The sequence below is a fragment of the Halomonas sp. GFAJ-1 genome, assembly GCF_000236625.2.
Taxonomy (GTDB): Bacteria; Pseudomonadota; Gammaproteobacteria; order Pseudomonadales; family Halomonadaceae; genus Vreelandella.
The window spans coordinates 25,616-38,615 of record NZ_AHBC01000022.1 but is presented as its reverse complement, the minus strand read 5'-3'; the positions used below and the strand labels follow the sequence as shown (position 1 = coordinate 38,615).

At 53.3% G+C, this 13,000-nt stretch carries 13 protein-coding genes; 6 read left to right on the top strand and 7 right to left on the bottom strand.

What is annotated here, in order from left to right; translation table 11 throughout:
- The first annotated feature begins 64 nt into the window (after window positions 1-64).
- Together MOY_RS05735 and MOY_RS05730 are read left to right on the top strand one after the other, a co-directional pair.
- Window positions 65-880 carry an amidohydrolase gene (locus MOY_RS05735; protein ID WP_009097501.1) on the top strand — a complete coding sequence of 272 codons (816 nt, stop codon included), beginning with the start codon at window positions 65-67 and terminating at the stop codon, window positions 878-880.
- On the top strand, window positions 880-1,584 hold the full coding sequence (locus MOY_RS05730) for a pseudouridine synthase (RefSeq protein ID WP_009097498.1): 705 nt from the start codon (window positions 880-882) through the stop codon (window positions 1,582-1,584). The genes MOY_RS05735 and MOY_RS05730 overlap by 1 nt, the downstream gene beginning before the upstream one ends.
- A 158-nt stretch (window positions 1,585-1,742) precedes the next feature.
- Here the strand turns inward: MOY_RS05730 and MOY_RS05725 are convergent, their stop codons facing one another.
- The 6 genes from MOY_RS05725 to gloB are packed head-to-tail and all read right to left on the bottom strand — an operon-like array spanning window position 1,743 to window position 9,509.
- A complete protein-coding gene (locus MOY_RS05725) occupies window positions 1,743-3,341 on the bottom strand; it encodes an ABC transporter ATP-binding protein (RefSeq protein ID WP_009097496.1) in 1,599 nt (532 codons plus the stop codon).
- On the bottom strand, window positions 3,334-4,407 hold the full coding sequence (locus MOY_RS05720; RefSeq protein ID WP_009097494.1) for an ABC transporter permease: 1,074 nt from the start codon (window positions 4,405-4,407) through the stop codon (window positions 3,334-3,336). Before MOY_RS05720 ends, MOY_RS05725 begins: the two co-directional genes overlap by 8 nt.
- A gap of 2 nt (window positions 4,408-4,409) precedes the next feature.
- On the bottom strand, window positions 4,410-5,483 hold the full coding sequence (locus MOY_RS05715; protein ID WP_009097492.1) for a microcin C ABC transporter permease YejB: 1,074 nt from the start codon (window positions 5,481-5,483) through the stop codon (window positions 4,410-4,412).
- A gap of 20 nt (window positions 5,484-5,503) precedes the next feature.
- Window positions 5,504-7,408 (bottom strand): extracellular solute-binding protein, encoded by a 1,905-nt coding sequence (locus MOY_RS05710; protein WP_009097490.1) that lies wholly within the window; start codon window positions 7,406-7,408, stop codon window positions 5,504-5,506.
- 41 nt (window positions 7,409-7,449) lie between these two features.
- Entirely contained in the window at window positions 7,450-8,712 is a 1,263-nt protein-coding gene (locus tag MOY_RS05705; RefSeq protein WP_009097488.1) for a transglycosylase SLT domain-containing protein, read from the bottom strand.
- A 29-nt stretch (window positions 8,713-8,741) separates the two neighbouring features.
- Window positions 8,742-9,509, bottom strand: coding sequence for a hydroxyacylglutathione hydrolase (gloB, locus tag MOY_RS05700; protein ID WP_009097486.1), 768 nt, complete (start codon window positions 9,507-9,509; stop codon window positions 8,742-8,744).
- A gap of 193 nt (window positions 9,510-9,702) precedes the next feature.
- Here gloB and MOY_RS05695 point away from each other — a divergent pair, with 193 nt between their 5' ends.
- Genes MOY_RS05695 through nudC form a run of 4 tightly spaced genes read left to right on the top strand, consistent with a single transcriptional unit; the run spans window position 9,703 to window position 12,466 of the window.
- A complete protein-coding gene (locus MOY_RS05695) occupies window positions 9,703-10,503 on the top strand; it encodes a class I SAM-dependent methyltransferase (protein WP_009097484.1) in 801 nt (266 codons plus the stop codon).
- Window positions 10,496-10,975, top strand: coding sequence for a ribonuclease HI (gene rnhA / locus MOY_RS05690; RefSeq protein ID WP_009097482.1), 480 nt, complete (start codon window positions 10,496-10,498; stop codon window positions 10,973-10,975). The genes MOY_RS05695 and rnhA overlap by 8 nt, the downstream gene beginning before the upstream one ends.
- Complete coding sequence (gene dnaQ / locus MOY_RS05685) at window positions 10,963-11,700, top strand: DNA polymerase III subunit epsilon (protein ID WP_009097480.1); 738 nt, start codon at window positions 10,963-10,965, stop codon at window positions 11,698-11,700. The genes rnhA and dnaQ overlap by 13 nt, the downstream gene beginning before the upstream one ends.
- Entirely contained in the window at window positions 11,693-12,466 is a 774-nt protein-coding gene (gene nudC, locus MOY_RS05680) for an NAD(+) diphosphatase (RefSeq protein ID WP_009097476.1), read from the top strand. Before dnaQ ends, nudC begins: the two co-directional genes overlap by 8 nt.
- Window positions 12,467-12,520: 54 nt before the next feature.
- Here nudC and MOY_RS05675 read toward each other — a convergent pair whose 3' ends face one another.
- Window positions 12,521-12,832 carry an SCP2 sterol-binding domain-containing protein gene (locus MOY_RS05675; protein ID WP_009097474.1) on the bottom strand — a complete coding sequence of 104 codons (312 nt, stop codon included), beginning with the start codon at window positions 12,830-12,832 and terminating at the stop codon, window positions 12,521-12,523.
- Window positions 12,833-13,000 lie beyond the last annotated feature (168 nt).

Here is a 13,000-nt window from a genome sequence, read left to right as displayed (position 1 = left end):
TCATTAATTTAAAATGCTAATCTAGCACACAATAAGCGAAGACACTGACGAAAGGAGAGGTGGCATGAGTCAGCTGAGAACGAGCCTAGTACAGTGTGATTTACGCTGGGAAAACCCCGAGGCAAATCACACACACCTTGAAAAGTTGCTGGGGGAACTGGACAGTCGTGATACCGACCTTGTTGTGTTGCCCGAAATGTTTGCCACGGGCTTCACTATGAACTCTCGGGAAATGGCCCAGCCAATGGAGGAGAGCCAGAGCGTTTCTTGGCTTCAAAACCAAGCCAAAGCGAGGGGCTGCGTCATGACCGGCAGCGTCGCTATTGTTGACCAGGGCGAGTACTACAATCGAATGGTCTGGGCGACGCCGGAGGGCAGCCTTCGCTATTATGACAAACGCCACCTATTCCGTATGGCAGGTGAGCACGAGCGTTATGATATGGGTAAGCAGCGTCAGCTAGTTGAATTAAAGGGCTTCAAGCTACTACTGAGCGTTTGCTACGACCTACGCTTTCCCGTTTGGATGCGTCAGCAGCCAGCAGACGATGAGCATTTCGAGTATGATGCGCTGCTGTGTGTCGCCAACTGGCCTGCCCCGAGGCGCCAACCCTGGCGTACATTGCTTCAAGCTCGCGCGGTTGAAAACCTTGCCTACGTGGTAGGTGTTAATCGAGTGGGTCAAGATGCTAAAGGACTCGCCTACAGTGGTGATTCCATGCTGGTCGATTTCAAAGGGGAACCGCTGATCGACCAACCCGCAAATGCTCCGTTTATTGAAACGGGGACGCTAGATAAAACGGACCTAGATGCTTTTCGTGAAAAATTTCCTGCTTGGCAAGATGCCGACCGCTTTTCATTACTGCCAGGAGTGGGTCAATAATGCGCCTTGATCGCTTCTTGAGTGAAACAACTCCATTAACCCGCAGCTTAGCCAAGCGGGCGCTGAAAAATGAAGAAGTTACCTTAAATGGTGAACTCATCAAGCAATCAGCGACCCAGATAGATACTGCCCACGATGAAGTAAAACTCAACGGTGAAACGCTGGTATTAGTCGGGCTGCGTTACCTGATGATGCATAAACCGGTGGACGTCGAGTGCACCGCTCGGCGTGGGCTCTATCCACGGGTAATTGACTTGATTGACCTGCCGAAAGTGGAGCGGCTACAGCCGGTAGGGCGGCTAGATGTCGACACCACCGGCCTGTTATTGTTGACTGACGATGGGCAGTGGTCCCACCGGGTGACCTCTCCGCGCCATCGCTGTGCGAAGGTGTATATTGCTGATTTGGCTGAGCCATTTGAGGATGAGTCGGCTCAGTGGGCGGTGAAGCAGGTGGCCGAAGGGATCATGCTAGACGGTGAAGAGACACCCACTCAGCCCGCCACGCTGCGCTTTATTACGCCACAACAAGCCGAACTGACGATAACCGAAGGGCGCTATCACCAAGTAAAACGAATGTTTGCTGCCTTAGGTAATCACGTGACCACGCTGCACCGACGTTCGATTGGCGACGTGGTACTGCCGGATGACTTAGCGCCGGGTGAATGGCGAGAGCTTACGCCCGAAGAGATTGCTAGTTTCTAGCCTTATATGGACGAAAGTTTTCCGGCGCCCCATTGGCATGGCTTTGCAGTGGGGCGTTTTAATAGCAATGAGCATTTTTATACCGTTATCTTGTACTGGTCTATAGGGGCTGTTCATCTGTTAGCAAGTAGTGCCAAAAACTGAGCGTTAAGCAGACGCTAGCTTAGATGGGCGGCTTCTATAAGCGCTTTGGTATAAGCGTGCTTAGGGGTAGCAAGTACTTCAAGGCAGTTCCCTTGTTCAACCACGACACCATCCTTGAGCACCATGATCCGGTGTGCCATGGCGCGAACCACGGCGAGGTCGTGACTGATAAACAGGTAGCTTAGCTGGCGGCGTGCCTGAAGTTCGCGAAGTAGCGTCACTAGCTGCTTCTGCACGGTACGGTCTAGCGCTGAGGTTGGCTCATCCAATACCAGCAACTCTGGTTCTAAAATGATGGCGCGCGCCACGGCAATGCGCTGTCGCTGTCCGCCGGAAAACTCGTGAGGGTACCGCGCAGCACAGCTTTCCGGTAGGCCCACTTCGCGTAGCGTTCGGTGCACCCGCTCGGTGACTTCTGTGGTCGACAGAGTAGGGTAATGAAACCGCACACCTTCGCTAACAATATCAAACACGGACATGCGCGGGGAAAGTGCGCCGTAAGGGTCTTGAAACACCATTTGTAAGCGATGACGCTGGCGCCTTAGCGCATCGCCGGAGAGTTGGCTTAGCGTGGCATCGCCCAATGAGACGTCACCTTGGCTAGTCACTAAACGCATGATCGCCGAGGCAAGGGTGGTCTTGCCAGAGCCAGATTCCCCGACAATGCCCAGGGTTTCACCAGGGGCAATAGTTAAATTTGTCGCTTTTAGGGCTTCAAAAGCGGGTGGCTGGCGCTGAAAAAGCCCCGTTTTAGGCCGCTTAAAACTAACGCTAAGCTGGTGCGTGGTTAATAGCGGTGTGGTATCGGTCGGGGCTGCTGGCCGGCCTTCGGGCTCCGCGGCAATCAGCGCTTTTGTGTAGTCGCTTTGCGGATTGTTAAATACCTCGGTAACGCTACCGGCTTCCTGCAGCTTACCTTGATACATGACGCAAACCCTGTCCGCGTGGCGGCGTACGAGATTCAAATCGTGGCTGATAAACAACACACCCATGCCATGTTGGTCACGCAGTTCTTTGAGCAGGGCTAGAATTTCCTGCTGTACGGTGACGTCGAGGGCGGTAGTGGGTTCATCGGCTATTAACAGTGTTGGATTGTTGGCAATTGCCATGGCAATCATCACCCGCTGGCGCTGGCCACCGGAAAGTTGATGAGGCCATGCATCAAGCAACTCTTCCGAGCGGGGTAGTTTGACCTGCTCTAATAGCGATTTGGCGCGCATGCGAGCTGCTTGGCCGCTAAGCCCTTGGTGAAGCCGCAAGGTTTCACCGATCTGCTTTCCAATGCGGTGTAAGGGGTTAAGCGAGGTCATGGGCTCTTGAAAAATAAAGCCAACCCGGTTTCCCCGCACCCCGTTCCAATCCCTGCCAGTTAGTTGATTTAAGTCGATGTCCTCTAGCCACCGCTCACCATGAACAGTGGCGTTGCTGGGTAGTAAATTAATGGCACCCAATGCAGAAACCGACTTGCCTGAGCCCGATTCACCCACAATGGCCAGCGTTTCACCCGCGTTCACAGTGAGCGAAAGGGAGTCGACAACCACGTTGCCATCGAAGGAAACCGAAAACTCGTTTAAGCGTAGTAGCGGCTTAGCGGTGTTTACCTGATTAGGCATGCTGGGTTTCCTGGGCGGATGATGGGTGCTGCTTCACATGGCGTGGGTCGAAGGCATCCCTTAGGCCTTCGCCAATGAATACCAGCAACGAGAGCATAAAGGCTAACGTCATAAAGGCAGTAATACCTAGCCAAGGGGCGTGTAGGTTGTTTTTGCCTTGTGCCGCCAGTTCCCCGAGGGAAGGAGCCCCAGGGGGCAGGCCGAACCCCAAAAAGTCGAGAGCGGTGAGTGTCCCGATAGCGCCAGTGAATAAGAAGGGAATAAAGGTAAGGGTAGCCACCATCGCGTTAGGTAGCACATGCCGCCACATAATTAGCCGAGAGGGCAGGCCCATCGCCTTTGCGGCGCGCACGTATTCCAGATTTCGGGCGCGCAAAAACTCAGCGCGTACGATATCCACCAGCCCCAGCCACGAAAACATCAGCATAATGCCCAGTAGCCACCAAAAACCGGGCTGCACAAAGCTTGCAAGAATAATCAGTAAAAAAAGCACCGGCAGCCCCGACCATATTTCTGTCATGCGTTGCCCAATTAAATCCACCTTGCCGCCGAAGTAACCCTGAATGCCCCCTACCAGCACACCCAGAACCAGTGAGCCTGCGGTGAGCACTAAGGCAAAGACCACCGATAACCGAAACCCGTAAATGACACGTGCTAACACATCGCGCCCCTGGTCGTCGGTGCCCAGCCAGTGGCGGCCATCGGGCGGTGCAGGGGAGGGTTGGGTCATCTGCATGTCTAGCGTTTGGTAGGAGAACGGGATAAGGGGCCACAAAGCCCAGCCGTTTTCGTTAATTTGCTGCTGAATGAAGGGGTCTAGGTAGTCGGTTCGTGTGGGTAAAAAACCGCCGAACTCTGTTTCTGGATAGGCGACGAGCAGCGGTATATACCATTGGCCGTCGTACTGCATCACGATAGGTTTGTCGTTGGCAATGAGTTCTGCGAACAGGCTGAGAATAAACAGCACGCCAAATAACCATAGCGAAACGCGTGCGCGTCGGTTGGCTTTGAAAGCCGCTAAACGGCGCAAGGTGATAGGCGATAGCCGAGAGGAGATAAAGCCCATCTTTACGACTCCCTTGAGGCAAAGTCGATGCGCGGGTCGACCCACACATAGGTTAAATCGGATATTAGCTTCAGTATCAGGCCGATGACGGTATACAGAAACAGCGTGCCAAAGATAACGGGGTAGTCCCGTTGCATAACGGCCTCAAAGCCCAACAAGCCCAGCCCATCCAGCGAGAAAATAACCTCAATGAGCAGTGCGCCGGTAAAGAAAATACCGATCATGGCGGCCGGCAGACCAGCAATAATAATCAGCATCGCGTTACGGAATACGTGGCCGTAAAGAATACGATGCTCATCAGCGCCTTTGGCGCGGGCAGTGAGTACATACTGCTTGTGAATTTCGTCCAAGAAGCTGTTTTTGGTTAGCATGGTTAATGTCGCGAAGCTACCAATGGCGGCAGCCGTAACGGGAAGCGTGATGTGCCAGAAATAGTCTTTTACTTTGCCCCAGGGTGATAGGTCGGCAAAATCGGGCGAGGTTAAGCCACGCAGCGGGAACCAGTCCAGGTAGGTGCCCCCTGCGAACAGCACAATCAGCAAAATAGCGAATAAAAACCCCGGGATAGCGTACCCCACTACCACAAGCCCTGAGGTCCACACGTCAAAGCGCGAACCATGCCGAAGGGCTTTACGAATACCAAGAGGGATCGAAATTAAGTAAACCAGTAACGTCGTCCAAAGCCCTAGTGAGATGGACACCGGCAGGCGCTCAATCATTAGCTCGATCACCGGTCGGTCGCGAAAGAAGCTAGTGCCGAAGTCGAAGGTAAGGTAGTCCACCATCATGCCGATGAAACGTTCATGGGCGGGCTTATCAAAGCCAAACTGCTGCTCCAGCTGCTCTATAAAACGTGGATCGATACCCCGCGCACCACGGGAATCATCGCTTACTTGGACATCGGCACCGCCCATGTCCAAGCGTGTGCTGGCCATGGCATCAGCACCCTCAAAGCGTGCCAGCATCTGGTCGATGGGGCCGCCGGGGGCTGCTTGGACAATCATAAAGTTGAGCAACATGATGCCGAATAGGGTCGGTATCATCAGTAGCAAACGACGCAGGGTATAGCGTGCCACGGAGTACTCCTTAAACAGGTTCAGCGGCGTCGGTGACGGCGCTGCAGTTCTGCCTCGCGGTCGGTATCCACCCACCAGGCATCTAAATCCATGGCATATTCAGGGAAGGGCTCTGGATAACCAAATTTATCCCACACGGCAATACGGGTTTCCCCCGAGTGGTAATGGGGGATCACGTAAAATCCCCAGCGAAGTACTCGGTCAAGGGCGTGGGCAACGGTGTCGAGTGATTCACGATCCTCTGCGCGGATGAGCTGTTCAACCAGTGCATCAACGGCAGGGTGCGCTAATGCCATACGGTTACGGCTCTGGGGTGCTTCTGCGGCGGCACTTGTCCAGTAATCGCGCTGTTCGTTACCAGGGTTGTTTGACTGTGGAAAGTGGCTGATCACCATGTCGTAATCGTAGCTGCGTTGACGATTAAGGAATTGGTTAATATCCACTATACGCAGCGATGTTTGAACACCTAGGCGTGCCATATTGCGAAGCATGGGTTGTACCACCCGCTCCAAACCAGAATCATAAAGCAGCACTTCTAAGCTTAACGGGCGACCGGTGTCATTATTAACGAGCACGCCATCAACGACGTCATATCCCGCTTCACGTAACAAGTCCAAGGCTAGCCTCAAACGCTCACGTAGCTCAGTGGGGTGGGCAACAGGCAGTGGTTCGGTAAACAGTCTTTCAGACTGGTGAGAGGCGAGTAGCTCATCTCGAAATGGCGCTAACAATGCCAGCTCTTCCTCTGAGGGTGGCCCGACAGCCTCCATTTCAGAGTTTTGGAAGAAGCTTTCAGTGCGCTGGTAAGTGTCGTAAAAAATATTGGTATTGAGCCACGGAAAATCGAAGGTCAGGCTCAACGCTTCACGCACGCGTGGATCTTGGAATTTCTCTTTACGCAGGTTGAACACAAACGCCTGCATCATCGAAGGATTTACATCGGGCACGGTAATGCGTTTCACCAATCCATCGCGATAAGCAGGGAAATCATAGCCGATGGCCCAGGTGGCCGCCCGAGCATCAACGCGAAAATCTGTCAAACCTGCTTTAAAAGCTTCCCAAGCAATATCACGGTCTCGGTAGTACTCATACACAATTTGGTCAATGTTGTAGCGGCCGACATTAACTGGTAGGTCTTTACCCCAGTAGTTTTCGTCTCGTTGAAATACGATGCGTCGACCAGGGTCTACGTTACTAATACGGTAAGGGCCAGAGCCGGGGTGGGCAGCAAGGGTAGGTGCGGTGAAATCCCGCGGCTCCCAGTAGTGACGGGGAAAGATGGGGAGTTGCGCCACAATTAACGGCAGTTCACGTGATTCAGTATCGTTAAACTCAAAGCGCACCTGGTGCTCGCTTTGGGCGATGACGCGCTCTACCCCCGCGTAATAACTAGCATAAAAAGGGTTACCTTCATCGCGTAATAGGTTGAACGAGAAGACCACGTCATAGGCGGTAACCGGCTCGCCATCTTGAAAACGTGCCTCAGAACGAAGGTCAAACTCAATCCACTCTCGGTTAGGGTCTAAGCGAACGCCTTTTGCCAATAACCCATACAGGCTAAAGGGTTCGCCAGGGTTGCTGGCCATCAACGTATCGTAGATGTTTGAAATGCCCGTGGCAGGGGTGCCGCGGATAATAAAGGGGTTGGTCGAGTCAAAGCTGCCGCCTACGGCGGTATGGGTGATAGTGCCGCCTTTGGGCGCCGACGGATTGACGTGAGGAAAGTAGGCGAAGTCCACTGGCAGTTCGGGGCTGTCGTAAAGAGACAGCCCGTGCTTGGTTTCAATAGGGGTAGAGACGTACTCATTTACCACAAGTGGCGGTGTGCCGGTATTCGCCTCACGTTCCGAGGCAATGAGTGGCATGCTGAGCATAAAGCAGCTGGCTAGCATCATTGCTTTGGCAAACAACACACTGCGTGACATGAGTAACATCCTTTGTGAACACAGCCATTGGATACCCAGCTTTAACGCCCTGAGAGGCTAAGTAGTTGCCCTGGCTGAATGGATTCAGGTCGGGTTAGTGCATTCCATCTGATTAGATCCTGCTGATTAAGATTATAGCGTGCCGCAATGGCTGACAGGTTGTCACCATTTTCAACGCGGTGCACATCTGGGGTCGCCGTTGTGGCAAGCTCGCTGCTGCCTGATTGCGAAAGCTGCGCCAATACCTGTGTATCGACTTCTTCGGGCACTAATAACGTTTGTGCACTATGCAAATCGATACTGCCATTCAGCAGACCAGGGTTTAGCTCGGCCAGCGCGGATTGGCTGACATCTAATAACCGCGATGCTTGAGCAAGACTCACTGGCTGCTCTAACTGCACCTTGGCAAAGGCGGGATCGGAGTGAATTTCCGGCAGGCTGATGCCATAAAATTCAGGGTCATTGATAATGGTGGCGATGGCTTTAAGCTTGGGGACGTACTGCATGGTTTCATTGGGGAGGGCAAGATCCCAGTACTCGCCTGGTAACCCTTGGCCCTGCGCTTGCCGTTGAGCGCGATTAACCGTGCCTGCGCCCGCATTATAGGCCGCCAGCGATAGCATCAAATCACCTTGGTACCACTCATCGGCCTGCATTTCTAGGTAATCCAGTGCTGCTTCGGTGGAAGTGACGACATCCAGCCGACCGTCGTAGTTACCGTTGCGCACTAAACCGAGCGCATCGCCCGTGCGCGGCATAAATTGCCATAGCCCGGCAGCTCCTCGGTGGCTACGTGCACTCGGGTCAAAGGAGCTTTCGACAAAAGGAATAAGGGCAATTTCACCCGGCAAGCCACGCTCTTTAACCTGCTGATTGATCCACGCTAGCCAGGGCGTAGCCCGCTCAGTGATGGCCACAATATTTTGCGGGCTTGCCTGATAATGCTCAATCCACTTATCGACTCTGGCTTGAGCCTCGGTAGATAGCTGCTTTTCTTGCCATTGAAAGTTTGCGCGTAACGAACTCCACGCATCCTTTGGTTCTAATACCAAGGCATCCCAGAAATGGGTATGAAAAGTGGAAGGCTGCGGCGTGGCCTGGGCAGTTGCAGGCTGCACTGTGGTATCCGGGGTGGCTGTTGCCGGCGAGGTGGTGGAAGATTCACCCGGCGTAGCGGACCTGTAAGTGCTTGTGTAATCGGTAGCAGAGGCCTGTGAATTTGCTGCCGCTGCCATAAAAAAGCCCATTATTACGGTGCTACCCGCGCTTAACAGCAGGCGCTGGCGAATCGTTCGATAAGTCATAGTCGGTACGTTTCTTTACGATAGTTTTCTTAAAAACGGTTCTTCCACTCGCGAAGAGTGGTGAATGTGGCGAGATCGTCATCATTAGAACCCTGTGTTCCTGCCGCTTGGCGAACGCTGTCGGTGCTCACACGCAGGTAGGGGTTAATTTTCAGCTCGCGTCCTATCGTGCTGGGTAAGGTGGGCCGGTCGAGTGCCCACGCCTTTTCACACTCCTGCCAGGCGTATTCAACGTCTTTATTGTCAGGGTCTGCAGCACGCGCAAACGTTAGATTTGCTTGCGTATATTCATGGGCTGCAAAGACCAGTGTATCCTCAGGGAGTTCCGTAATCTTTTTCAGCGATGCGAACATTTGCTCAGGGGAACCCTCAAAAAGGCGGCCGCATCCTGCACAAAACAGCGTGTCGCCGCAGAACAGTAAAGCAGGAATGCCCGGTGTAAAGTAGCTGATGTGGTCCAGGGTGTGACCCGGTGTCGTAATTACTTCAAACAGCCGCCCCATGACTCTTACTTCGTCGCCTTCACCTACTGCCACATCAATACCTTCGATGGATGAGTTAGCAGGACCGATAACACGGGGCGAGTAGCGTTTAATCAGTTCATTCAGCCCACCGGTATGATCGTGGTGATGGTGGGTAATTAATATGGTGTCTAGTTTTAGAGAGTCTCGCTCCAGAATCTCGATAACCGGCGCCGCTTCACCAGGATCCACTACGCAAACGCTTTGACTGGTATCTTGTCTCAATAGCCAAATATAGTTATCGCTAAGGGCGGGAATCGGTGTCACGCTCATCATGGGCGAGATCCTTTGAAGTTCGAATGTTAAAGTTCTAATAACGAATAAGTAGTAATAAATTGGTGCTAGTAATCTGCACACTAACTGCACATAACTATGCTGTGCTGAGCAACTGTTAGACCGTTTATTTGACGCGCGCAAGATCGGCGCCAATGTCGCTAAAAGATAGCTACTGTGGAGGGAAGCGCTGTTCATGTCAAATTCGTCAATGGCACCGATGCTCGCTAAGCGGATGGCTCAAAGTCAGGCGTACTGGCAAACCGAAGCTGGCCGTTCACTATGGGATGTGCAGCGCGCTTGCTTAGGCCCGGTTGTTGAAGGGCGCAAGGGGGGGCATAGCTTAGAGATGAGTATGGGGCCGGCATTAATGACCATGTCAGCGATTCCCCACATGATGCGATGGGCGCCTACCCGCGCCCTGGCAGAGTCGCCCTCTACGCTGGTGTGCCCGCCAGGCCAACTGGCGCTGCCGGACCGCTGTTTAGATACCGTGGTGGTACATCATTGGCTGGAGCATCTACCTGATGCTCACTACACCCTTCAAGAGGCAGCGAGAGTGACGGCTGATAACGGTGTATTAGTACTGTTTGGCTTTAACCCTGTTAGCCTCAGCGGGGTCGCTCAGCGCTGGCGTAAAAAGCAGCCTCAGTTTCCGTGGAATGGGCAGTGGCGCACCGCAAATCGGCTGCGAGACTGGCTGGCGTTTGTCGACTTTGAGGTGGAGCGCGTAGACTATTGCTGCTTTCGAGGCCTAGTGAACGCCAAGTGCGGCGAACATTGGGAGGCTTGGGGGCGAAGACATAATCTTCCCCTTGGTGAAAGCTACATGATCCAAGCGCAGCGGCGCCAGCGCCATGCGCCTATCGAGCGAGTTAAGTTTGGCCTAAGCGCCCCCGTTTCATCCTCCACGTTAGGTGCGACACGAACCGGCGCTTCGGCGCGCTATCAGTCATCAGATCAACGTCGTCAAAATAAGGATAGAGAGCGTGAGTAAGCAAGTAGCCGAGGGGCTGCCTCAGGTGACGGTTTATACCGACGGGGCGTGCCGAGGAAATCCAGGCCCAGGTGGTTGGGGAGTGGTGCTCTCTAGTGGTCAGCACGAGAAGACGCTTAAAGGCTACGAAGCCGAGACGACAAATAATCGTATGGAGTTAATGGCCGCTATTATGGCGCTGCGTACCCTCAACAAATCCTGTGAAGTGGCGCTTTGGACGGATTCTCAATACGTGCGTCAGGGCATTACTCAGTGGATATATAACTGGATTAAGCGAGGCTGGAAAACCGCCGCCAAGCAACCGGTAAAAAACGCTGAACTTTGGAAAACCCTTCACGAAGAAACTCAGCGGCACAAGGTGGAGTGGCACTGGGTGAAAGGGCATAGCGGTCATCCCGGTAACGAACGTGCAGATGCCTTGGCCAACGAAGCAATTGATGAGCACCAAAGGAGAGCTGCATGCGCCAAGTAATCTTAGATACTGAAACTACGGGCATTGATCCAAAAGATGGCCATCGTTTGGTAGAAATTGGTGCTGTTGAAATGATCAACCGGCGCTTTACTGGCCGCACTTACCATCAATACATCAATCCCGAACGGCATATTGACGCTGAAGTTGTCGCTGTTCACGGCATTGATGACGCCAAAGTTGCTAATGAGCCAGTATTTGCAGAAATCGCCGAGGCTTTCTGGGCATTTATCGATGGGGCCGAGCTGGTTATTCATAACGCGCCCTTCGATGTTGGGTTTATCGACCATGAATTGACGATGCTCAGTCAGCGTCATAAAGCGCCAGTGCTGGGCCCTGTTCGGGAACATTGCCGTATTTTGGATACGCTGGTGATGGCGCGCGAGAAGCATCCGGGCCAGCGCAATAATCTGGATGCGCTGTGTAAGCGCTACGATATCGACAACGGCCACCGGGTGCTCCACGGTGCACTGTTAGATGCCGAAATTCTCGCCGAAGTGTATTTGGCCATGACCGGCGGCCAAACAGCGCTCATCCTGGATGCTGATACCTCATCAAATAAACAGCAACAGCAGCAGGCAACTGAAGGTCTAGCGGTTAAGCGGCTTTCACTTACCCCTGGTCAGCTACGGGTGATTCGCCCGAGTGCTGACGAGCAGGCAGCCCACCAGGCTAAGTGTGAAACTCATCACCTGCGCTGGTTTGAGGAAACCCAAGCCGATGCTTAAACGTGAAATACCCCACCATGCCCGTGAAGGCCGCGTGATTCGTGTATCCCGCAGCCGTATTGCCCCGGCACTGCTCGACGGTGAGCTAACCCCGCTTCAGCCCCTCCAGCCTTGGAGTGAGCAGATGCAGCCGCTGTGCTATTGGCACGATGAGCCTGTTGCGCTGCTGGTTGAGCGCACGCCGGGCGAAGACTGGATTGATGGCCGGCAATGGCTAGGGCAGTTGGCAGCTTCATGGTTCAGCTTGCTTTCTACTGCGTTACAGGTGGGTGCTTGGCTTGAAAACCATCGGTTTTGCGGGCGCTGTGGCGAGAAGGCCGCCAAACTTGAAGCCGAGTTTGCTATGCATTGTCACGCCTGTGGGCACCGCAATTATCCGCGTATTTCACCGTGTATTATTACCCTAGTGACCAGCGGCGAAGCGATGTTGTTGGCGCGTAGCCCGCGCTTTCCTCCTGGCCGCTATTCAACGCTTGCGGGATTTATTGAGCCTGGCGAGTCTGCTGAAGAGGCTGTGCATCGAGAGATATTCGAAGAGGTTGGTGTCCACGTAGATAAGCTCCGTTACCACCAGAGCCAGGCGTGGCCGTTTCCGCATTCGTTGATGTTTGGCTTTTTTGCTGAAGCGACCACGCGGCGTATTCGCATTGATGGCGTGGAAATTAGCGATGCCGCGTGGTTCTCGCCGCGTCAGCTACCTGCGCTGCCGCCGCCTTACTCTATTTCCCGTGAGCTCGTTGAAACTCACTTGGCCCGTTGGCGTTAATCACTTTGGCCGATTAACGCCCACCGAAGACGATGTTTTAAGGCGGTGTACGGATTACTTGCTGGGGAACAGCGTTGTGAGTTTAGTGGCGAGCATGACATTACCGGTCGCTTTCAGCTTGCCGGTCATGAAAGCCGTCATGCCGTTTATATCGCCACTCATGATGCCTTTTAGGGTTTCAGTGCTCATGGTTAGGCTGACAGAAGGGTCGTCGTGCTCACCTTCTTGGGCATCTAAGGTGCCGTCTTGAATATTCAAATAGTGGCTTCCCGCATCAGTGAAATGAAACTGAAACACTTCGTCCATGCCTTTAGCAGCTTCTGGGTTGAAGCGGGCTTGCAACTTTTCAAGGGTATTTGATGACATAGTAAAATTCCTAATGGCTTATGGGTGAGTTATGGGTTGCTGTCCAAGAGTGTTGGTGAATCAGCACGTTGACCATGAGATTATTTCAAACAATTGTTTTAATCAAGCGCCGTAGGCTGAGTGCAATACGTTCTTAGGCCTAAGGGTGGGCACGGTAAAGCTTTTAAG

Excerpts from the sequence above, each read along its gene's own strand:
- MOY_RS05735 (WP_009097501.1), top strand. The coding sequence starts at position 65 with ATGAGTCAGCTGAGAACGAGCCTAGTACAGTGTGATTTACGCTGGGAA.
- MOY_RS05730 (WP_009097498.1), top strand. The coding sequence starts at position 880 with ATGCGCCTTGATCGCTTCTTGAGTGAAACAACTCCATTAACCCGCAGC.
- MOY_RS05725 (WP_009097496.1), bottom strand. The coding sequence starts at position 3,341 with ATGCCTAATCAGGTAAACACCGCTAAGCCGCTACTACGCTTAAACGAG.
- MOY_RS05720 (WP_009097494.1), bottom strand. The coding sequence starts at position 4,407 with ATGGGCTTTATCTCCTCTCGGCTATCGCCTATCACCTTGCGCCGTTTA.
- MOY_RS05710 (WP_009097490.1), bottom strand. The coding sequence starts at position 7,408 with ATGTCACGCAGTGTGTTGTTTGCCAAAGCAATGATGCTAGCCAGCTGC.
- MOY_RS05705 (WP_009097488.1), bottom strand. The coding sequence starts at position 8,712 with ATGACTTATCGAACGATTCGCCAGCGCCTGCTGTTAAGCGCGGGTAGC.
- gloB (WP_009097486.1), bottom strand. The coding sequence starts at position 9,509 with ATGATGAGCGTGACACCGATTCCCGCCCTTAGCGATAACTATATTTGG.
- MOY_RS05695 (WP_009097484.1), top strand. The coding sequence starts at position 9,703 with ATGTCAAATTCGTCAATGGCACCGATGCTCGCTAAGCGGATGGCTCAA.
- dnaQ (WP_009097480.1), top strand. The coding sequence starts at position 10,963 with ATGCGCCAAGTAATCTTAGATACTGAAACTACGGGCATTGATCCAAAA.
- nudC (WP_009097476.1), top strand. The coding sequence starts at position 11,693 with ATGCTTAAACGTGAAATACCCCACCATGCCCGTGAAGGCCGCGTGATT.
- MOY_RS05675 (WP_009097474.1), bottom strand. The coding sequence starts at position 12,832 with ATGTCATCAAATACCCTTGAAAAGTTGCAAGCCCGCTTCAACCCAGAA.